Annotated in this window: 19 protein-coding genes; 12 read left to right on the forward strand and 7 right to left on the reverse strand. The window is 68.3% G+C overall.

Annotated features, from left to right (window positions below; translation table 11 throughout):
* Positions 1-86: 86 nt before the first annotated feature.
* Positions 87-341, reverse strand: a complete 255-nt coding sequence (locus tag ACLQ3C_RS08430; protein WP_425704595.1) for a WhiB family transcriptional regulator — start codon at positions 339-341, stop codon at positions 87-89.
* Between the two features lie 412 nt (positions 342-753).
* Positions 754-1,707: a diacylglycerol/lipid kinase family protein gene (locus ACLQ3C_RS08435; protein WP_425704596.1), complete on the reverse strand. Its 954-nt coding sequence runs from the start codon at positions 1,705-1,707 to the stop codon at positions 754-756.
* 86 nt (positions 1,708-1,793) lie between these two features.
* On the opposite strand from ACLQ3C_RS08435, the gene ACLQ3C_RS08440 reads away from it, so the two are divergent.
* Together ACLQ3C_RS08440 and ACLQ3C_RS08445 are read left to right on the forward strand one after the other, a co-directional pair.
* Positions 1,794-2,381 (forward strand): hypothetical protein, encoded by a 588-nt coding sequence (locus ACLQ3C_RS08440; RefSeq protein WP_425704597.1) that lies wholly within the window; start codon positions 1,794-1,796, stop codon positions 2,379-2,381.
* A 178-nt stretch (positions 2,382-2,559) separates the two neighbouring features.
* Entirely contained in the window at positions 2,560-3,351 is a 792-nt protein-coding gene (locus ACLQ3C_RS08445) for a ParA family protein (RefSeq protein ID WP_425704598.1), read from the forward strand.
* 46 nt (positions 3,352-3,397) lie between these two features.
* On the opposite strand, the gene ACLQ3C_RS08450 is transcribed toward ACLQ3C_RS08445, so the two are convergent.
* Positions 3,398-4,600, reverse strand: a complete 1,203-nt coding sequence (locus tag ACLQ3C_RS08450) for a hypothetical protein (protein WP_425704659.1) — start codon at positions 4,598-4,600, stop codon at positions 3,398-3,400.
* A gap of 140 nt (positions 4,601-4,740) precedes the next feature.
* A complete protein-coding gene (locus ACLQ3C_RS08455) occupies positions 4,741-6,429 on the reverse strand; it encodes a DEAD/DEAH box helicase (RefSeq protein ID WP_425704599.1) in 1,689 nt (562 codons plus the stop codon).
* A gap of 345 nt (positions 6,430-6,774) precedes the next feature.
* Between ACLQ3C_RS08455 and ACLQ3C_RS08460 the strand changes: the two genes are divergently transcribed.
* Positions 6,775-7,500, forward strand: coding sequence for a ferritin-like fold-containing protein (locus tag ACLQ3C_RS08460; protein ID WP_425704600.1), 726 nt, complete (start codon positions 6,775-6,777; stop codon positions 7,498-7,500).
* 155 nt (positions 7,501-7,655) lie between these two features.
* Positions 7,656-7,886 (forward strand): DUF3107 domain-containing protein, encoded by a 231-nt coding sequence (locus ACLQ3C_RS08465; RefSeq protein ID WP_425704601.1) that lies wholly within the window; start codon positions 7,656-7,658, stop codon positions 7,884-7,886.
* A gap of 69 nt (positions 7,887-7,955) precedes the next feature.
* Here ACLQ3C_RS08465 and ACLQ3C_RS08470 read toward each other — a convergent pair whose 3' ends face one another.
* Positions 7,956-8,654, reverse strand: coding sequence for a TetR/AcrR family transcriptional regulator (locus tag ACLQ3C_RS08470; protein WP_425704602.1), 699 nt, complete (start codon positions 8,652-8,654; stop codon positions 7,956-7,958).
* Positions 8,655-8,947: 293 nt separating this feature from the next.
* Here ACLQ3C_RS08470 and ACLQ3C_RS08475 point away from each other — a divergent pair, with 293 nt between their 5' ends.
* The 8 genes from ACLQ3C_RS08475 to ACLQ3C_RS08510 all read left to right on the forward strand — a co-directional run bounded on the left by ACLQ3C_RS08475 (position 8,948) and on the right by ACLQ3C_RS08510 (position 18,923).
* A complete protein-coding gene (locus tag ACLQ3C_RS08475; RefSeq protein WP_425704660.1) occupies positions 8,948-9,910 on the forward strand; it encodes a DUF3152 domain-containing protein in 963 nt (320 codons plus the stop codon).
* A gap of 126 nt (positions 9,911-10,036) precedes the next feature.
* On the forward strand, positions 10,037-11,212 hold the full coding sequence (gene moeZ / locus ACLQ3C_RS08480; protein ID WP_425704603.1) for an adenylyltransferase/sulfurtransferase MoeZ: 1,176 nt from the start codon (positions 10,037-10,039) through the stop codon (positions 11,210-11,212).
* A gap of 116 nt (positions 11,213-11,328) precedes the next feature.
* Positions 11,329-12,183 (forward strand): TIGR02569 family protein, encoded by an 855-nt coding sequence (locus ACLQ3C_RS08485; RefSeq protein WP_425704604.1) that lies wholly within the window; start codon positions 11,329-11,331, stop codon positions 12,181-12,183.
* A gap of 207 nt (positions 12,184-12,390) precedes the next feature.
* Positions 12,391-13,899: a nitrate/nitrite transporter gene (locus ACLQ3C_RS08490; RefSeq protein ID WP_425704605.1), complete on the forward strand. Its 1,509-nt coding sequence runs from the start codon at positions 12,391-12,393 to the stop codon at positions 13,897-13,899.
* An 89-nt stretch (positions 13,900-13,988) separates the two neighbouring features.
* Entirely contained in the window at positions 13,989-16,559 is a 2,571-nt protein-coding gene (gene nirB / locus ACLQ3C_RS08495; protein ID WP_425704661.1) for a nitrite reductase large subunit NirB, read from the forward strand.
* Positions 16,556-16,960 (forward strand): nitrite reductase small subunit NirD, encoded by a 405-nt coding sequence (nirD, locus tag ACLQ3C_RS08500; protein ID WP_425704606.1) that lies wholly within the window; start codon positions 16,556-16,558, stop codon positions 16,958-16,960. The genes nirB and nirD overlap by 4 nt, the downstream gene beginning before the upstream one ends.
* Entirely contained in the window at positions 16,957-18,183 is a 1,227-nt protein-coding gene (locus ACLQ3C_RS08505; RefSeq protein ID WP_425704607.1) for a uroporphyrinogen-III synthase, read from the forward strand. The genes nirD and ACLQ3C_RS08505 overlap by 4 nt, the downstream gene beginning before the upstream one ends.
* Entirely contained in the window at positions 18,180-18,923 is a 744-nt protein-coding gene (locus ACLQ3C_RS08510; protein ID WP_425704608.1) for a sirohydrochlorin chelatase, read from the forward strand. Before ACLQ3C_RS08505 ends, ACLQ3C_RS08510 begins: the two co-directional genes overlap by 4 nt.
* Positions 18,924-18,954: 31 nt before the next feature.
* Here the strand turns inward: ACLQ3C_RS08510 and ACLQ3C_RS08515 are convergent, their stop codons facing one another.
* Both ACLQ3C_RS08515 and ACLQ3C_RS08520 read right to left on the reverse strand, forming a co-directional pair.
* Positions 18,955-19,263 (reverse strand): MGMT family protein, encoded by a 309-nt coding sequence (locus ACLQ3C_RS08515; protein ID WP_425704609.1) that lies wholly within the window; start codon positions 19,261-19,263, stop codon positions 18,955-18,957.
* Between the two features lie 10 nt (positions 19,264-19,273).
* Entirely contained in the window at positions 19,274-20,059 is a 786-nt protein-coding gene (locus ACLQ3C_RS08520; RefSeq protein ID WP_425704610.1) for an alpha/beta hydrolase, read from the reverse strand.
* Positions 20,060-20,168 lie beyond the last annotated feature (109 nt).

Raw genomic sequence — 20,168 nt, forward strand, 5'->3', positions numbered from 1 at the left:
GGGGTGGCCGGTCGGCGCAACAAAAAACCCGGCCATGGCCGGGTCTCTTGTGCGGCCGCCGGAGGCGGCCGGTGTTCGTCGCTCGCTCAGACGCCGCTGCGGGTGCGGGTGCGGGCGGTGCGACGCTTGAGTGCGCGTCGTTCGTCTTCGCTCATGCCGCCCCAGACGCCGGCGTCCTGGCCCGATTCGAGGGCCCACGCCAGGCAGTCGGCGGTGACCGGGCACCGTGCGCAGACGAGCTTCGCATCGGCAACCTGTGCGATGGCCGGACCGCTGGTTCCCACCGGGAAGAACAGCTCCGGGTCCTCGTCGCGACAGATGGCCTTGTGACGCCAGTCCATTCCTTCTCCTTAAGGTGCTCCGCGCACCACTCGACAACCGTTGGTTGGTTTGTATTGGCTGTAACCGATAATTCACGCGAAGACACCGATTGTTTCCGCGCTGTTGCTTGTGAATACTTTCACGAATCCAGGCGAAGTCAATGGTCTTGCGTTAACACGTGGGCAATATCACTGTCGTCGCAATATCACTTCACGTGTCCGGTCCCCGCGGGGGGCCGGTGTGTCAGCTCCAACTCCGGTGAACTATCCTACGCCGAGTCGGGCCGAGCCGTCACGCGTTTTTGCAGGTCGGGCTCGTGGCAATCGTCTGATCGATCACAGTGCGTGTGAGCAAGCGCACGCTGCATGGCTGGTCACACGCACCCCGCGGGGCGGTCGCGAACGGATGTCAAGCGCTCGGGTCGGGCTGAGATCAGCGGTTGACAGTCGGCTCACCGGCCGGGGCGACGACGTCGAGGACATCGGAACGATGGTCGAACCGGATGTCGGTGAAGGCGCCGATGTAGTCGCCGTCCATCTGCACGTCGAGTGCCTCCGGAGCCGCGAAGGCCACCCACGCCACGTCGTCGTCGCGAAACACGTGGCGGGCCTTCGGGGTGCGCCCGGCGACCAGTCGCGTGGCCAACGGGAGATTGCGCAGCACCCCGGTCGACGTCGCGGCGAAGACGCCCAGGCGCGTCCCGAACCCGGTCGCGGGATTGATCCGGATCTCCCGCCGCCCGAGGTAGGTCCACGGGCTGGTGTTGCTGATGAAGGCGAACCGCGTGTCCTCGACCGGGTCGTGGCCGGCCGCGGTCACCGTGAAAGTCTTTGTGTCGCGGGCATTTCGAAGGAAACTCGCGATCGTCGTCCGTAGGTAGCGGGCGGGCGTCGCGGCTTTGCCCGCGTGGCGCTTGTCCTCCATGGCGTGAACGATGATGGCGTCGATGCCCATGCCCGCGTTGAACAGGAACCACCGATCCGCGGAGTGCCCCAACCCGACCCGGCGGTGGCTGCCGTGGTCGAGGAGATCGATGATCTGCCGCGTCGCCTGAAGTGGATCGGGATCGATGCCGAGCGTGCGGGCGAACACGTTGGCGCTGCCACCGGGGATCACCGCGAGAGCGGGTAGCCGGGTGGGCGCACTCCGCCACGGAGGGCCGAGCAGACCGTTCACGGTCTCGTTGACCGATCCGTCGCCGCCGTGGACGATCACCGCGTCGTAGTTGTCTGCGACGGCTCGTGCGCCGAGTTCACCGGCGTGGCCGCGATGGGTGGTGTGTTCGACGTCGACGGGGAAGTGTGCGCTCAGCGTGTTGACGAGGGCATCGCGGCCGGCGGGGCTGGTCGCGGTGGCGAACGGGTTGACGATGAGCATGACGCGCACGACATCCGAGGATATGGGGTCGTGGCGGACCGCCGCCGCCCGGGCGGGCGTGTGGCCATCCGGGCGGGCCGACCTACCCTGGACGGGTGAGCACACGCAGTGGACAGGGGGACCGGCCGCGCGGTCGCGGAACCGGCGGCGATGAGCGGCGCGCGAGCGCCGCCGATCGGGCGCCGACCCCGATCCGGGTGGCCGGTGCCCTGACGGCCGCCGAGGGCGTGGCTGCGCTCGTCGTGGCGGTGATCCTGGTCGTCCGGGGACTCACCGACGACCGGCACGATGCATTCAACGGCCTGGGGACCGCACTGTGGCTGGCGATCATCTTCGGTGGTGTGCTGGCCGGCGGGCTGGCCTTGATCTTCGGACGACGCTGGGGCCGGGCGATCTCGGTGGTGGCCCAGATATTGCTGTTACCGGTCGCCTATTACCTGTTCACCAGCCACCAGGCGGTGTTCGCGGTACCGCTGGCCATCCTGGCCCTGGTGACCCTCGGATTTCTCTTCGCCCCGCCGTCGCTGCGCTGGCTGGCCGGTGACCTGGAACTCGAGGAGCCCGGCCCGGCTCCGGCTGCCGGTGACGACGGCCCCCGGGGGCGCCGGCCCGGTACCCAGGGACCCGGTAAGGGGTCCGGTAGCAAGGGACCCGGTAGCAAGGACCCCGGTACCAAGCGGTAGGGCGTAAAGCGGCAGGGCGCCAACGGCCGCACGGGTCAGCCACGGCACGACGTGCGGCGGCGGTGACCGACTGCGGGCGCTTCGCCGAAGCGTCCGCACCTATGGTGCGGACGAATCTGCGGCTGCATTGTGGTCGGCCACACAGAATTCGCCGATTCCAACCACTACAGTGAACGCCATGACGCGCATGCTCGCGGTTGCGAACCAAAAGGGTGGGGTTGCCAAGACCACGACCGTCGCGTCGCTGGGGGCCGCGTTGGCCGACCTCGGTGTGTCGGTGCTCGTCGTCGATCTGGATCCGCAAGGGTGTCTTACCTTTTCCCTCGGACATGACCCGGATCAGTTGCAGTCGTCGGTACACGACGTGTTGCTCGGTGATGCGGAGATCGCCGATGTGCTGGTCGAGACCGACGACAAGATCACGCTCCTGCCGGCGACGATCGACCTGGCCGGCGCCGAGGCCCTGCTGCTGATGCGGCCCGGCCGCGAGTACGCCTTGAAGCGTGCGCTGGCCGAGGTTGCCGAAGACTTTGACGTGATTCTCATCGACTGTCCGCCATCGCTGGGTGTGCTCACGCTCAACGGACTCACGGCCGCCGACGAGGTGATCGTGCCCCTGCAGTGCGAGACGCTCGCCCATCGTGGTGTCGGACAACTCCTGCGGACCGTCACCGAGATCCAGCAGATCACCAACCCGAATCTGACGATGCTCGGTGCGGTCGCCACGCTCTATGACGCCCGGACCACCCACAGCCGGGACGTGCTCGCCGACATCTCCGATCGTTACGGTCTGCCCGTGCTCGATCCGGCGATACCGCGCACGGTGCGCTTCGCCGAGGCGTCGGCGTCCGGCGCGTCGGTGATGCGGGGCCGAAAGAACAAGGGCGCCACCGCCTACCGCGAACTTGCCGAGAATCTTTGGAAGTACTGGGACAGCGGCGAGGACGTGCACACCGCAGATCTGAGCTGAAGCTCTGCGTATTCGCTTGTGCGCTGCCTGCTGAGCCGAGCCGGCGTCAGCCCCTCGGTCCGTACACCTCGATGAGCGGGCCGCGTTGTTCGACGACCAGATCGCCGAGGACCCGCAGACCGACGGTGCCACCGGTGTAGCCGCGGCGATCGAGCTTGACGGTGCGGATGTCGGCGCCGGTTGCCGGATCGCGGACACTGATTCCCGACGGACTCGGCAGCAGCAACTGCCCGCCCATCACCGCGCCGGGCCCGAGCGCCGCCGGGATCTGATATCGCGGCCGCAGCGATTGTGCGTCGAGTACCACCGTCGCCTGGCCGGTGAAGTAGGTGACGAGTCCATCGGAGAAGGTCGCGACGCTGTCGGCGGGAGGCTGCGCCGATCCCTTCACCTCGCTCGAAGCTCCGGGGGCGCCGTCGGCGTTGAACAGCCGGATCGACGGTGGCTGCGATGCCGCCGCGTTGGTGCCGCCGTCGTAGACCGCGATTCCCGAGGTGCTCATCGCGACCAGTCGGGGTGGATCGTCGGACGCGCGTTCGGTGATCAGCGTCGACCCGTATTGGGTGACCTGGTCGTTGCTGTCGAGAAGTGCGCCGAGCACGGTCAGCCGATACCCGGGGTCGCCGGCACATCGTTCGATCACCGCGACCCGGTCTCCGGCGAGGGTCGATGAATACAGATGGCAGTCGGTACGCCCCGGCTGCACCCCTGGTTTCACCGGCGCGCTGACCCGCCCGTATTCGATGCCCCGCACCAGGTTGGATCCCCAGGTCTCGAGGCGTCCGGGTCCCTGGGCGAGGACATAACCGGAGCCGGCGAACAGGCGCAACGTGTCGTCGGCGTCGCTCGTGCGCGCCGCCTTGCGTGCGCCGGTGGAGCCGTCGAGTGCGGTGACCTCCGAGCAGCCACGCGAGTTGCGATACACCGCCAGAACCTCGTCGACGCTGCTCGGCCACGCCGCTGCCGCACTGCACAGCGATTGACTGCGGTCATAACTCCACAGGGGACGACCGCTCGTCGGATCGTGACCGGTGACGGTTGTTCGGTCAGCCGTCACGATCACCGCACGGGCGAGCGCGGGTTGGTCGGTCGCCGCCGACCGAGCCGACCAGCGCGAGGCGAACGCGGCGGGCACGGTCGTGGCGGGCACGACCTCCGCCGGAGCGGTCGTCGCCGTGACGCTGTGGGCGTGGCGGGCCGGACTGATCCACCAGACGACCGCACCCGCCACGACGAGGACCACGACGATACCGAGACTGACCAGGAGATCGGCGCGGGTGCGTCGTTCTGGCCGAATCCGTCGCGCAGACGGCGTGCGGGGTGGGGTCGACGTGCTGATCGGAGGCTCCAGGTTGTCGTGCGGGTCCGCGTCGGCAGGCTCGCCTGACCCTACTCGGAGGCCGCCGCGGCCGGGGCTCCCGAAGTGGCCGAGTCCGCCGATGGCTGCTCGGCTGCGCCGTCCTGTCCGCCACGTCGCCGCGAGCCGCCGCGACGGCGACGCCGCTTGCGCGGGGCGTCGGCGGCATCCGATGCCGGATCGGCGCCGGCCGAACCCGGGGCGTCACCGGCCGAACCCGCTGCGGATGCGGCGTCGGATGACGTGGCGGGCTCCGCGGTTTTGCCGGTGTCGTTCGTGGCGCCGCCACCGGTCGTGGGGCTGCCGCCGCGGGTGCGGCGGCGCGACCGCGAACCGGCAGCGGGCCGTTCCCGGCGTTCGCGCCGTTCGCGGCGCTCTCCGTCGGCCTCGGCAGGTGCGCGCCGCGGTGCGGCGATGCGGCCGGTCGCCGACTCGGGGATGCCGAGCTCGGCGCGCAGGTGCTCAGAGGTCGAGTAGGTCTCGACCGGCTCGGGCTGGCCGAGTTGCAGTGCCGCGTTGATCAATTCCCAACGATGCAGTTCGTCCCAATCGACCAGGGTCACGGCGATACCGGTGCGCCCGGCGCGGCCGGTACGTCCGATGCGGTGTACGTAGGTCTTGTCGTCGTCGGGGGACTGGTAGTTGATCACATGTGTGACGTCGTCGATGTCGATGCCGCGTGCGGCCACATCGGTGGCGACGAGCACGTCGATCTCGCCGGTTCGGAACTTCTTGAGGGCCTTCTCGCGCGCGACCTGCCCGAGGTCGCCGTGTACGGCGCCCACCGAGAAGCCGCGCTCGGCGAGGTCATCGGCGACCTTCTGTGCGGTGCGTTTGGTGCGGGTGAAGATCATCGTCGCGCCGCGGCCCTCGGCCTGCAGGATGCGGGCCACGAGTTCGGCCTTGTCGAGCGCGTGCGCCCGGTAGACGTACTGGGTGGTGCGCTCGTGAATGGCCGAGTCGTTGGCATGCTCGGCCCGGATGTGGGTGGGCTGCTGCAGGAAGGTGCGGGCCAGGGTGACGATCGGCCCGGGCATCGTCGCCGAGAACAGCATTGTCTGCTTCTGCTCGGGCAGTGCGGCCATGATGCGTTCGATGTCGGGCAGGAAGCCCAGATCGAGCATCTCGTCGGCCTCGTCGAGGACCAGTACGGCCACCTTGCCGAGGATCAGGTGACCCTGTTTTGCCAGATCCAGCAACCGTCCCGGAGTGCCGACCACGACGTCGACCCCGGCCTGCAGATCGGCGATCTGCGACTCATAGGGGCGCCCGCCATAGATGGAGGTGATCTTCAGCGGCCGTCGGCGCGACCCCGTCGGTGTGCCGTCGGCGTCCTCGCCCTCGGGCAGGGTGACGACGACTTTCTTTGCGGCGACCTTGAGATCGCCGGTCACCTGCACGCACAACTCTCGTGTCGGCACGATCACCAACGCGCGGGGGGTGTTGTCGAGCGGGCGGATCCCCGACTGTTCGGGGTGGATGAGCCGGTGCAGCAGCGGGACACCGAAGCCGAGTGTCTTGCCCATCCCGGTGCGCGCCTGCCCGATGAGGTCGTCGCCGGCGAGCGCCAGCGGCATCGTCAGTTCCTGGATCGCGAAGGTATGGGTCTTGCCGTCGTCGGCGAGCGACGAGACGATCGCCTCGTCGACGCCGAGATCGGCGAAGGAGGGGGAGTCATGGGCGTCGTCGACGATGGTCGTATGTATGCCGGGTTCGGTCATGTTGTTACTCGTGTGCCTTTCGTATGTCGCTCGAGCGCGCACGAAAGGCTCCACTGATTCGTCGAGTGTCGGGTTCTCCGGATCTCGGATCTCCCGGTGTCTCGCGTTCGCCGCGCGACCGTCGCGATCGCGTCGGGCGACAGGGTGGGCTCGCAAGTGCGCGCACAATGTCTGGTGGTCTGCGAGCGTTCTCCGGCTGCCCGGGCGATGCGCTCCGCCGTCGACGTGTGGGCGCCGACAGGCTGCCCGCACGCGATCGGCCGATCGACGTTCGCCGACTACACCGTCCGCAAGTGTACGTGGTGGCCGAAGCCGACCGATACGCGCGACCGTTACCATCGGGGCATGTCGTCGTCGACCGCCTCGCCCGAACCCGTACCGGCCATCTCGGGCGACCTGTCGGAGCGGGATGGGTCGGCCCGCCTCGACGAGGAGCAGGATGCGGCCGTCGGCAAGCTGTTCGCGGTTCTCCTCGCCGGCGAGTACGCCGCGTTCTACCGGCTGATCGACGAATCCTCGATGGCGCCCGACACGGTCAGCGGCATCGCGATCGCCCGGATGGCGGCGTCGGAGATCGCGCATTTCGAACTACTCGCCGAACAGGTGGTGCAGCGCGGGCTCGACCCGGCGGAATCGGTGGAGCGCTACCGCCCGGTCTTCGACCGATATCACCTCGCCACGACCCCGCAGACGTGGCTCGAGGCGCTGGTCAAGGCATACGTCGGCGACGGGCTGGCCGCCGACTTCTACCTCGAGCTGTCGGAGTTCATGCCGTCGGCTGCGCAGCGGGTGGTCGCCGGGGTGATGGCCGAGACCGGCAATTCGCGGTTCGCGCGCGAGCAGGTCAGGGCCGCGCTCGCCGCCGACCCGGCGTTGCGCTCGCCGTTGACCCTGTGGGGCCGCCGCTTGCTCGGCGAAGCCGTCACGCATGCGCAATGGGTCCTCGCGGCCGAGGAGGACGTGACCGACCTGCTGTTCTCGGGTACGACATCGCTGAACGGGGTCGCCGACTTCTTCGAGTCGATCACCGCCCGGCACGCGCAGCGGATGGCCGACATGGGGTTGGGCTGATCGCGTCGGGCAGATCGTCGGGCCGGCTTGCGCTGTGAGCGGAGCCGCTGCCCGTGGCCGGTTCCGCTGGACTAGCCTGGTGCGGCAGGCAACAGCCGCATCGTGATGTCGGCGTTGCACGTTCAACGTGACAGTTTCTCCAGAGAAGGGTGGCCATGACCATTGAAGTGAAGATCGGTATCACCGACAGCCCTCGTGAACTGTCGATCCAGACGCCCCTCGACAGCGACAAGGCGCTGGCCACCGTGGAGGCCGTACTGAGCGGCAAGGAGCAACTGCTCACGCTCACCGACGAGCGTGGGGCCCGCTACCTCGTGCCGGTCGCCAAGATCGCCTACGTCGAGGTGGGGGCCTCGGAAAACCGTCGCGTCGGATTCGGTTCCTGAATCTGAATCTGCCCGACCCCAGCGCACCGGTGCCATCGGGCCCGGTGCGTTGTCGTGTCCGGCGGGAGACTACTCGGACGGGGTCGTCGTCTGCGCGGCTTGCGCCGCCGCTGCTTCCTCGGCCAGGCGCGCCTGCGCGTCGAGTTCGGCCTGTCGCGGCACATGGGAGAGACCGCCCCACAGAAGTGCGACGGTCGTGTCGATGGCGGTCTGTTTGTCGATGGGCCGCCGTGCCTCGAGCCAGTAGCGGGCGTTGACCTGGCTGGCGCCCACCAACCCCGCGGCCAGCATGCGCGAGCGATACGGATCGAGTCCCGAATCCTGCATGACCAGGCCGTAGACGGCGTCGACACATGCCTCGGTGGCGCCCTCGGTACGTCGGATGACCGCCGGATCCATCACATCGGAGGCAAAGATCAGCCGGTATCCGGAGTTGTCGGAATCGATGAAGTCGAAGAACGCCTGGACCGCGGCCTGGACGCGTTGCCGGTTGTCGGTGGTCGTGAGCAGCGCATTGTTGACATCGACGACCAGTTTTTCCGCGTGGGAATCGACGACCGCGATGTAGAGGTCGAGTTTGGACGGAAAGTGCTGGTACAGGACCGGCTTGCTCACCCCCGCGTGGATGGCGATCTCGTCCATCCCGGCCGAGTGGTAGCCGCGTTCGACGAAGATCTCGCTGGCGGCCTCGAGTAACTGCAAGCGCCGTGCACTCCGGGGAAGCCGGGTTCCGTTGCGTCCGGCGGAGACGTTTGCGGCCGTGGGCATGGTTAGAGGGTACTCGGGTGCGGTGGCCGCAAACCCTGCGGTTCGTCGAAGTGAATACCCGGCCTTACGTGAGGACCAGTGATGTCGGACATGGTAACGGCGCGTTCTATGAGAAGGTGTGAACCGTGAGCCGCACAGATGATGCGTCGGGGACGCCGAGTGCGCCGAGCGGTGCCGGACGATACCGGGGGCGCGATGGCGAGACGGGTACGGCGCGTACGGCCGGCACCGGCGCTGCGTCGTCGACCGGATCGGCCGGGCGCAGCGGGAGCACCACGACCCGTCGACGGCCACTGCCCGATCAGCCGCTGCGGGCGCGCTGGGACCCGACCGACGACAACGGCAGGCAGCGGTCCGATCGTGACGCGGCGGCGCCGCGGAAGAAGCAGAGCGCGCTCGGACGATTTGTGACCACCTACGGCTGGCGTGCGTACGCGATCCCGGTCCTGGTGGTGCTGACCATCGTGCTGCTCGTGTACACGGTGCGTGACGGGGGAACCGAGAACACCGGCGCCCCGATCACGCCGAGTCCGTCGTCGCGCAATGTCGGGGTGACCAAGGAGACCCGGCCGATCGGCGCGCCCACCGGTGACATCCAGGCGGCGCAACTGACCGAGGCCGCGCTGCCCGGCGGCGGCGGTTTCACGACCGCGGGGCGCAAGACCTACCACGTCGTTGCGGGCACCACACCGCGAGTCGGTGGCGGCGGGCAGGTCTACACCTACACCGTCGAGGCCGAGAATGGGCTGGTCCCTTCCGAGTACGGGAGTGATCAGGCCTTCGCGAAGATGGTCGACGCCACGCTGGCCAACCGGAAGAGCTGGATCGGCGACGGCAAGGTCTCGTTCCAGCGGATCGATCGGGGCGAACCGAACCTGCGGATATCACTCACCTCGACCGACACCACCCGCGAATTGTGCGGCTACCAGATCAGACTCGAGACGTCGTGCTTCTACCCGCCCGACGAGCGGGTCATCCTCAACGAGGCCCGGTGGGTACGCGGGGCGCTGTCCTATCAGGGCGACGACGTCTCCTACCGGCAGTACCTGGTCAACCACGAGGTCGGCCATGGCATCGGCTACGAGCACCACGAGCCGTGTCCGGCCAATGGGGCACCCGCCCCGATCATGATGCAGCAGTCGTTCGGCGTCTCGAATTCCCAGATCATGGCCCTCGACCCGGACGTCCGCGCCAACCCGTCGCTGGTCTGCAAACCCAACCCGTGGCCCTTCCCCGATCGCACGAGCAGCAGCTGACCCTTGCCGCCGTCGCGGCTGGGCGGTGGCCGCACGGCCGGCGTGGCGCCGGGGAATGCCGGTATGCGCGGGGTCGTTGTTCCCCACAGTTTCTTCAATTCCGATGCACAATCCGGGAGGCCCATCGTGTCGTCCTTGCCACCGCTGGTCGAGCCGGCAGCCGAACTGTCCAATGACGAGGTCGCGCGCTACAGCAGGCACCTGATCATCCCCGACGTCGGGATGGACGGTCAGAAGCGGCTCAAGAACGCGAAGGTCCTGGTGATCGGGGCCGGCGGCCTCGGTTCGCCGACGCTGCTGTATCTCGCGGCGGCCGGCGTCGGCACCATCGGCATCGTCGAATTCGACGTCGTCGACGAGTCGAATCTGCAACGGCAGATCATCCACGGACTCTCGGACGTGGGCCGCCCCAAGGCAGAGAGCGCGCGGGATTCGATCCTCGAGATCAACCCGTTCGTGACCGTCGACATCCATGACCGGCGCCTGGAACCCGAGGACGCGATCGACCTGTTCTCCGGATACGACCTGATCCTCGACGGTACCGACAACTTCGCCACCCGCTACCTGGTCAACGATGCCGCCGTGCTGGCCCACAAGCCGTACGTGTGGGGATCGATCTACCGGTTCGAGGGCCAGGCATCGGTGTTCTGGGAGGATGCCCCCGACGGGCGCGGCATCAACTATCGCGACCTCTACCCGCAGGCTCCGCCGCCGGGCATGGTGCCCTCGTGCGCCGAGGGTGGTGTGCTCGGCATCCTGTGCGCCTCCATCGGCGCGATCATGGGTACCGAGGCGATCAAACTCATCTGCGGTATCGGGGAGCCCCTGCTGGGTCGCCTCATGGTCTACGACGCCCTCGACATGACTTACCGCACCATCAAGATCCGCAAGGACCCCGAAGGTGAGAAGATCACCGGTCTCATCGACTACGAAGAGTTCTGCGGGGTCGTCTCCGACGAGGCCGCGCAGGCCGCCGCCGGATCCACATTGACCGCCGCGGAGCTCAAGGCGAAGATCGATGCCGGCGAGAAACTCGCACTCGTCGACGTCCGGGAACCGGTCGAGTGGGACATCGTGCACATCGACGGGGCCACCCTTGTCCCCAAGGACCGGATACTCTCCGGTGCCGCCCTCGCAGAGATTCCGCAGGACCGGCCGACCGTCCTCTATTGCAAGACCGGGATCCGCTCGGCCGAGGCACTCGCGGCGCTCAAGCGCGCCGGCTTCGCCGACGCCAAGCATCTGCAGGGCGGTATCACCGCCTGGGCCAATCAGGTCGACAAGGAACTCCCGGTCTACTGATACCGGCGGCCACTGATACCGGCGGCCACTGATACCGGCGGCCACCGACACCGGCAATCGGCCGGCGCCGGTGTCGCTGCGGGATGCCGGGCGACGACCTCGGTATTCTCTGCAATGTGAACACCGTAGAGCCACCCGAGCACGTGCTCAACACGTTCGGGCTGACCGCCCATCCGCCCATCGCGATGGGCGATACCTGGGCCGGTGGCTGGCGCGTGGGCGAGGTGGTGCTCTCCATGGTCCCCGACCACGCGCGTGCGGCGTGGTCGGCATCGGTACGTGAGAACCTCTACATCGACGGCCTGCGGATCGCGCGGCCGTTCCGCGCCACCGACGGCCGATATGTGGTGTCGGGCTGGCGCGCGGACACCTACATCGCAGGTGTCCCCGAACCCCGTCATGACGAGGTGGTGTCGGTGGCCGAGCGACTGCACGAGGCCACCGCCGACCTGCCGCGTCCGAGGTTCCTCCTGCAGCAGCCCGCCCCGCCGCACACCGACGTCGACGTCTTCGCTGCCGCCGACCGCGCGGCCTGGGAGGACACCCCGATGCGCGCAGCCCGTGCGGCCGGGATGGCCGAGCCGAGCGCGCCGGACGGGCAGGAGAGTGTCGAGATACTGAAAACCCTTGCGCGCCTACGCAAAGACGTGGATCTGAAAAGCCAGATCGTGCACGGCGATCTATTCGGAACGGTGCTCTTCGCCGGCGCGGCCGCGCCCGGGATCACCGACATCGTGCCGTATTGGCGCCCCGCATCCTGGGCGTCGGCCGTCGTCGTGGTGGACTCGCTGGCCTGGGGCGGCGCCGACGACGATCTCGTCCGGCGCTGGTCGGATGAACCGGAGTGGCCACAGATGATGCTGCGCGCCACCATCTTCCGGCTCGCGGTGCACGCGCTGCACCCACGCTCCACGGCCGGCGCGCTGCCCGGTCTCAAACGCGTCGTCGACATCGTTCGGCTGATGGTATAAAACCGCAGATGGCACCGGTTGGTGCCGTCTGCTCCCGATCTCGGGCTCTCACACGCTTCGGGCGCCGATGTGAGAACAACGTGACGTCGCGGTCACCGAGGTGAAAATCGGCGCAACACGCACTTCGTACTTTTGGTTCCAACGACCGACGCCGTCGTCGGTGGTCAAGGCATTTCAGCCCGCTTCGACCCGATGGGACCAACACGAATGGCATTCTCGACACTTGTGCACGACCTGCGCAGAGACCACAAGATCACCGATTGGGATCCCGAGGATCGGCAGGCGTGGGACGGCGGAAATTCTGTCATCGCCCGCCGTAACCTCCTCTGGTCGGTGATCTGCGAACACATCGGCTTCTCCATCTGGTCGCTGTTCTCGGTGATGGCCCTGTTCATGGGTCCCGAGTACGGCATCAACGCCGACCAGAAATTCGTCATCGCGGCCACCGCCACCTTCGTCGGCGCCTGTCTGCGCGTGCCCTACACCCAGGCCACCGCGCGTTTCGGCGGCCGGAACTGGGCGATCTTCTCCGCGGTGGTCCTGCTCATCCCCACCGGTCTGACGATGATGCTGATGATGAACCCCGGCGAATTCGGCTACGGTTGGTTCCTCGCGGTCGCCGCGCTCACCGGTTTCGGTGGCGGCAACTTCGCGTCGTCGATGACCAACATCAACGCCTTCTATCCGCAACGGCTCAAGGGCTGGGCGCTCGGACTCAACGCAGGTGGCGGCAACATCGGTGTCCCCGTCATCCAGCTCCTGGGCCTCCTGGTCATCTGGCTGGCCAGTGACAGTCCCGAGATCCTCTGCGCCATCTACCTTGTGGCACTGGCGGTTGCGGGCATCGGCGCGGCCATCTACATGGACAATCTCGATCACCAGACCGCCAGTGGCCGCGCAATGATCGACTGCCTCAAGCACTACGACAGCTGGCTGATCTCGATCCTCTACGTCGGCACCTTCGGCTCGTTCATCGGCTTCTCCTTCGCGTTCAGCCAGGTGCTCAGCCTGAGTTTCCAGTCCTCGGGTGAAACCGCCTCGGCGGCAGCGCTTTCGGCCGCCCAGATCGCCTGGATCGGTCCGCTGCTCGGCTCGCTGTTCCGGCCCATCGGCGGCAAGCTCGCCGATCGATTCGGCGGCGGCCGGGTCACACTGTGGTCCTTCGCCGCGATGGTCGCCTCGTCGATCGTCCTGGTGACCTCGGGAACCATCGCCGACGGCCACCCCGGGCACCGGATCGAGACCGGGCAACTCGCCGGATTCATCGTCGGATTCATCCTGCTGTTCGCGATCTCCGGCGTGGCCAACGGCTCGGTCTACAAGATCATCCCGACCATCTTCGAGCACAAGTCGCGCAACCTGCCCGGCATATCCGGTACGGCAGCGGTGCTGTGGTCGCGCTCGATGTCCGGCGCGCTCATCGGTATCGCCGGCGCGTTCGGTGCTCTCGGCGGGGTCGCCATCAACCTCGTCCTGCGCAGCAGCTACAAGGCCAATCATTCGGCGACCGTGGCGTTCTGGATCTTCATGGCCTTCTACGTCATCGCCGCGATCATCACCTGGTGGTTCTACGCCCGCCGGGAGGTCGTTCTCGACCCCGACCACCGCCACACCGACGACATCGAGGTGGCCACCGCCGGTGCCCCCGCCCCGAACTCCGCTTCCACGACCGATACCCGGGGCACCGACGCCCCGACCGAGGTGAATGCCCGATGACCCACTCCCACAACCCTCTGGGCACATTCGAGAAGCCTGCTTCGGTGACGGCCCCCACCGCGAAGACCGCCGTCGTGATCGGCCACGGCATGGTCGGCCACCGGTTCGTGCAGACGCTGCGCGAGCGTGACCAGGCCGGCGCCTGGCACATCGTGGTGATCGCCGAGGAGTCCGAACCCGCTTACGATCGCGTGGGGCTGTCGTCCTACGTCGGTGCCTGGGAGCGCTCGGCCCTGGCGTTGGCCGGCAACGACTACGCCGGTGACGCCGCGGTTCAGATGCATCTGGGTGAGGCGGTGACCGCGATCGACCGCGACGCCAAGCGGGTGCGCACCGATCGTGGTGCCGACATCGCTTACGACGCACTGATATTCGCCACCGGGTCGTATCCGTTCGTGCCGCCGGTGACCGGACACGACCATGAGAAGTGCTTCGTCTACCGGACCCTCGACGATCTCGACGGCATCCGCCTCGCCGCCGAGGCGGCCGGTCCGGGTGCGGCGGGTGTCGTCGTCGGCGGTGGCCTACTCGGGCTGGAGGCCGCCAATGCCCTTCGGCTGCTGGGGATGACACCGCACGTCGTCGAATTCGCACCGCGGCTCATGCCGATGCAGGTCGACGCCGGCGGTGGCGCGGTCCTGGAGAATCTCGTCACCGATCTGGGCCTGCACGTGCACACCGGGGTGGGGACGTCGTCGATCACCGATGGCGCCGACGGCGAGTCGCTGACGGTCACCCTCAGCGACGAGTCGACGATCGACGCCGCGCTCGTGGTGTTCTCCGCCGGGGTGCGCCCGCAGGACTCGTTGGCCCGCGCCGCCGGTCTACCGGTCGGCGAACGCGGTGGGATACTGGTGGATTCGGCCTGCCGGACCGTCGATGCGGACGTCTTCGCGATCGGTGAGGTCGCGGCCGTCGACGGTCGCTGCTACGGGCTCGTGGCACCGGGATACAGCACCGCAGAGGTGGTCGCCGACCAACTGCTCGACGGTTCGTCGACGTTCCCCGGCGCCGACATGTCCACGAAGCTCAAACTGCTCGGCGTCGATGTCGCCAGCTTCGGTGATGCGATGGGGGTCACCGAGAACGCCCTGGAGATCGTCTACTCCGACGCGGTGGGCGGGAAGTACGCCAAGATCGTCATCTCCGACGACGCCACCACGTTGCTCGGCGGCATCCTCGTCGGCGATGCGTCGGCGTACGCGATGCTCAAACCGATGGTGGGACGGGAGATCCCGGGTGATCCCGCCGCCCTTATCGCTCCCACCGGCGGGTCGGCGGGCGTCGGCCTCGACGCACTGCCCGACGCCGCCGAGATCTGTTCGTGCAACGCGGTGTCGAAGGGCACGATCTGTTCGGCGATCGCGGACGGCGCATGCGATCTTGCCGCGGTGAAGGCGTGCACATCGGCGGGCACCACCTGTGGCGGTTGTGTGCCGAGCATCACCGCACTGCTCGCCGCGTCCGGGGTGGCGGTGAGCAAGTCGTTGTGTGAACACTTCTCGCAGTCGCGCGCAGAACTGTTCGAAGTCGTTGCGGTGACCGGTATCCGCACATTCTCCGAGCTGATCGCCAACCACGGCACCGGCAGTGGATGTGAGGTGTGCAAGCCGACCGTCGCCTCGATCCTCGCGTCGACCTCCGGCGAGCACATCCTCGACGGTGAGCAGGCGGCACTGCAGGACACCAACGATCACTTCCTCGCGAATCTGCAGAAGAACGGCAGCTATTCGGTGGTGCCGCGGATGCCCGGCGGTGAGGTGACGCCCGAACAGCTGATCGTCATCGGTGAGATCGCGCGCGACTTCGATCTGTACACGAAGATCACCGGCGGTCAGCGCATCGACCTGTTCGGTGCGCGGGTCGAGCAGCTGCCGAAGATCTGGCGCCGCCTCGTCGACGCCGGAATGGAGTCCGGGCACGCCTACGGCAAGAGTCTGCGCACGGTGAAGAGCTGCGTGGGCGAGACGTGGTGCCGCTACGGGGTGCAGGACTCGGTGGGCATGGCGGTACTGCTGGAGAAGCGCTATCGCGGCCTGCGGTCTCCGCACAAACTCAAGTTCGGCGTCTCCGGGTGCGCGCGTGAGTGCGCGGAGGCCCGGGGCAAGGACGTCGGGGTGATCGCCACCGAGAACGGCTGGAATCTCTACGTCGCGGGCAACGGCGGGCAGAGTCCCAAGCACGCCCAGCTGCTCGCCGGCGGAGTGGATGACCAGACCCTCGTCGCCTACATTGATCGGTACCTGATGTTCTACATCCGTACCGCGGATCGGCTCCAGCGCACGGCCCCGTGGCTGGAATCACTCGAAGGTGGTCTCGATCATCTGCGTGCGGTGGTGTGTGATGACAGTCTGGGGCTGGCGGCCGAACTGGAGGCCGCGATGGAGGCTCACGTCGCGGGGTACCGCGACGAATGGGCCGCGGTACTCGAGGACGAGGAGAAGCTGGCACGGTTCGTGTCCTTCGTCAATGCGCCGGAGGTCGCCGATCCGACCATCCGGTTCACCGATGGGCCGTCGGCATCGGCGGCGCTGGGCGACATCGACCTCACGCACCCCGGCGGGGACCGCAAGGTGCCGGTACTACTGGAGATGCCGCGCGTGCGAGCCGGACGACCGGCGCCCGGCCAGACGAGCGAACGCGAAGGAGTTCCGACATGACCGCCATCGAGGCGCCGAGCACGGCGAACGGACAGTGGGTGCGGGCCTGTCCGCTCGAGCACCTCATCGAAGGACGCGGGGTGGCGGTACTGGGCCCGGACATGACGCAGGCGGCGCTGTTCCGGATCTCGGCGGCCGAGACCGACCGTGAGGCCGTGGGACGCTCCCGGCTCTACGCGATCGGAAACATCGACCCGTTCGGTCGGGCCGCGGTGCTCTCGCGCGGGCTCACCGGTGACCATGCGGGCGAGCCGACGGTGGCCAGCCCGCTGGGCAAGCAGGTGTTCTCGCTGCGTTCCGGGGTCTGCCTCGACGACGAGTCGGTGTCGGTGCCCTCGTATGGGACGCGGGTGGTCGACGGCAACGTCGAGATCTGGTTCACCGGCAACGGGACACGATGAGCCCCGATCCCGCCACACCGGATCCCGCCCACCCGGCTGCGGCCGGCGCGGATTCGGCCGGTCCGGAGCCGACCACGCCCGACGAGCTGCCGCTCACCGGATTCACCATCGGGATCACCGCGGCGCGCCGTGCCGAGGAGTTCGCGGCGCTGCTCATCCGGCGCGGGGCCGACGTCGTCATGGCGCCGACCATCCGCATCCTGCCGCTGGTCGACGACACCGAACTGCAAGAGGTCACCGAACGCATCGTCGTCGAACCACCGGATCTGATGGTGGCCACCACCGGGATCGGCTTCCGGGGCTGGGTGGAGGCCGCCGACGGGTGGGGCGACGCCGAGCAGTTGCTGAGCGCGCTGGGCCGGTCGCGACTTATTGCCCGCGGGCCCAAGGCCAAGGGTGCGATCCGGGCCGCCGGCCTGCGCGAGGAGTGGTCGCCGGAGAGCGAGTCGTCCTCCGAGGTCCTCGACCGGCTCCTCGAGGAGGGCGTGGAGGGCAAGCGGGTCGCAGTGCAGTTGCACGGCGCCACCAGCGAGTGGGAGCCGCTGCCGGACTTCTGTGCCGTGCTGCGCGCAGCGGGGGCCGACGTGCTCCCGGTGCCCGTGTATCGCTGGAACACCCATCCCGACCTCGCACAGATCGACGCGATGATCGCCTCGGTGATCCGCGCCGACCTCGACGCCCTCACCTTCACCAGCGCGCCGGCTGCCGCGTCGATCCTCACGCGCGCAAAGGAACTGGGCAAGTTGCAGCCATTTCTGCATTCCCTGCGCACCGCCGTCCCGGTCTACTGTGTCGGGTCGGTGACCGCCGGACCGCTCGAGGCGCTGCAGATTCCCACGGCCTATCCCCGGCGCTTCCGGCTCGGTGCACTCGCCCGTCTCATCACCGACGAACTGCCCCGACGTAGTCATATCCTGCGAGTTGCCGGACATGACACGGCGATTCGCGGCCAGGCCGTCGTCGTCGACGGTCAGGTGCGGGACCTCTCGGCGACGGGTCATCTGCTGCTCAAGATGCTCGCCCAGGTGCCCGGACGTGTGGTGGCACGCCAGGAGTTGCTGCGCGGGCTGCCCGGTGACAGCGCCGATACCCACGCCGTCGAGGTCGCGGTCGCCCGGCTGCGCGCGGCCCTCGGCGATCCCAAGATGATCCAGACGGTGGTCAAGCGCGGCTATCGCCTCGCTGTCGACCTCGAATACGATGAAGCCGAGGACAATCCATGACTTCTCACGATCCCGCGCGGCTACCCCACGGGGACCGGCTGCGCGACGTCGAGCCGGTATTGGTCGCGCACGGAACCCGCAATCCGCAGGGTGTGGCGGTCATCGCCCAGATCGCGGAGAAGGTGTCGGCCGTCGTCGGTCCGACGCGCACCGCCTTCGTCGACGTCCTCGGGCCCACGCCGAGCGAGGTGCTCGCCGACCTGTCCCGGCCCGCGGTGCTGGTACCCGCTTTCTTGGCGTCGGGATACCATGTGCGCCAAGACATTCCCGATCATGTTCAGGCATCCGGTGCCGCCGGCACCATCGTCACCCGCGCGCTCGGCCCCGATCCGGCGATCGCCGGGGTGCTGCGCCGCCGGTTGATAGAGGCCGGTTGGCGGCCGGGTGACGCCGTCGTTCTTGCGGCCGCCGGCTCCTCGGACCGATCAGCCTGCGGCCAGGTACATCTGGCCGCCCGCCAGCTCGAGGGTCTCATCGGCGGCGACATCCGCGTCGGATTCATCACCACCGCGACGCCCAGCGTTCCGGACGCGATCGCCGCGGCCCGCGCCACCGGCCGGCGCGTCGTGGTGGCGTCATACCTGTTGGCGCCCGGTCTGTTTCACGACCGGCTGCACACCTACGGAGCCGACGTCGTCGGCGCGCCGCTCGGCGCCGATCCGGCGATCGTCGACCTCATCGTGACCCGGATGCGTGCGGCGGTCAGCCCGTACCGCACCGAGGCGGCACTCCTGCGCTGACGCGTGTTCCGGCCGTGCGCCCGACGGGTGTTCAGCCGTCCGGGTCGATCTCCCAGCGGCATTCGCGCAGGGCGACCCGGCCGTCGCGGACCGGTACCCCTTCCTCCTGTAGCCGCGCGAGCTGACGCGCGGCCAGATGTGGTGCGGGCGTACCACTCGCCGAGATGACGCGATGCCACGGCAGATCGGCGGCATCGGTGCGCATGATCCAACCGACGATGCGCGGCGACGAGAGGCCGGCCGCTGCGGCGAGGTCTCCGTAGGTGCTCACCTGCCCGCAGGGGATGGCCGCCACGAGTGCACGCACCCGTTCGACGTCCTCCTCGGAGATCGCACTCACCGCAGCGCACTCACAGCAGTGCGCGCACCGAGCGCGCGCACAGTTCCGGCTCGAGGAACGGCACCATGTGTTCGCAGTCGGCGTGGACGACGTGCACCTCGTCGGCGCGTTCACTCGCGCACGCCGCGAGGAATGCCGGACGCACGAAGGGCGGGTCGACGCGGTCGGCGACGACGACGTGCGTCGGGACGCCGCGGGGTGGAAGTGCGGGCGGCCGGCTCATCTCGCCCCACGCCGCCGCGGCCACCGGCGCACTGACCCGCCAGCCCACCCGGCCGTGCGGGCGGGCGACGAGATGCTCGGTGATCTCCGCCTCGAGGATGGCATCGGGCACCGCCGCCCAGCCCTCCGCGCGTTTGGCGGTCCGCGCGGCGTCGGCATCGGGGTAGTCCCAGTGATCGAGGCTGTCGGTGGCCACTGACAGCGCGAACTCCGGGTCGAGTCCTTGCGCCGGGTCGAGCAGTACGAGTCCGCGCACGGCGTCGGGGCGTTGGTTGGCGAGGTGGATGGCCAGGGCGCCGCCGAACGAATGGCCGATCACCACCAGCGGGAGCGCCGACGGATCGATCACCGTGTCGATGAATTCGGACAACGCGCGCACATGGTTCTCGATCGCCCAGGGGCCACGCCACGGCGAGCGGCCGTGTCCGATCAGGTCGGGTGCGACGACGTGCAGATCGGGCAGTTGCTCGGTGGCCAGTGGGGCCCAGCGCATCCCGTGCCCGGTCAGGCCGTGCAAAGCCAGCACCGTCGGTGCGCGGTGGTCGCCGAACTCGACGTGATGAAGTTCTGTCACCCGGACAATGATGCCGCGTCCGGGCCGGGTGCACGGCGTCGGCCCGGCTGTGGTCGTGCGGCTGTGGTCGTGCGGCGGGCCGGGTGGGTCGCCACGACTGTCGGTGTCG

Source organism: Gordonia sp. DT30 (assembly GCF_049844915.1).
Classification (GTDB): domain Bacteria; phylum Actinomycetota; class Actinomycetes; order Mycobacteriales; family Mycobacteriaceae; genus Gordonia.

What these genes read in the sequence shown, in the direction of transcription:
- ACLQ3C_RS08490 (WP_425704605.1), top strand. Translation starts at nt 12,391, where the DNA reads ATGGCATTCTCGACACTTGTGCACGACCTGCGCAGAGACCACAAGATC.
- ACLQ3C_RS08470 (WP_425704602.1), bottom strand. Translation starts at nt 8,654, where the DNA reads ATGCCCACGGCCGCAAACGTCTCCGCCGGACGCAACGGAACCCGGCTT.
- nirD (WP_425704606.1), top strand. Translation starts at nt 16,556, where the DNA reads ATGACCGCCATCGAGGCGCCGAGCACGGCGAACGGACAGTGGGTGCGG.
- ACLQ3C_RS08445 (WP_425704598.1), top strand. Translation starts at nt 2,560, where the DNA reads ATGACGCGCATGCTCGCGGTTGCGAACCAAAAGGGTGGGGTTGCCAAG.
- ACLQ3C_RS08510 (WP_425704608.1), top strand. Translation starts at nt 18,180, where the DNA reads ATGACTTCTCACGATCCCGCGCGGCTACCCCACGGGGACCGGCTGCGC.
- ACLQ3C_RS08465 (WP_425704601.1), top strand. Translation starts at nt 7,656, where the DNA reads ATGACCATTGAAGTGAAGATCGGTATCACCGACAGCCCTCGTGAACTG.
- nirB (WP_425704661.1), top strand. Translation starts at nt 13,989, where the DNA reads ATGGTCGGCCACCGGTTCGTGCAGACGCTGCGCGAGCGTGACCAGGCC.
- ACLQ3C_RS08505 (WP_425704607.1), top strand. Translation starts at nt 16,957, where the DNA reads ATGAGCCCCGATCCCGCCACACCGGATCCCGCCCACCCGGCTGCGGCC.
- ACLQ3C_RS08460 (WP_425704600.1), top strand. Translation starts at nt 6,775, where the DNA reads ATGTCGTCGTCGACCGCCTCGCCCGAACCCGTACCGGCCATCTCGGGC.
- ACLQ3C_RS08430 (WP_425704595.1), bottom strand. Translation starts at nt 341, where the DNA reads ATGGACTGGCGTCACAAGGCCATCTGTCGCGACGAGGACCCGGAGCTG.
- ACLQ3C_RS08455 (WP_425704599.1), bottom strand. Translation starts at nt 6,429, where the DNA reads ATGACCGAACCCGGCATACATACGACCATCGTCGACGACGCCCATGAC.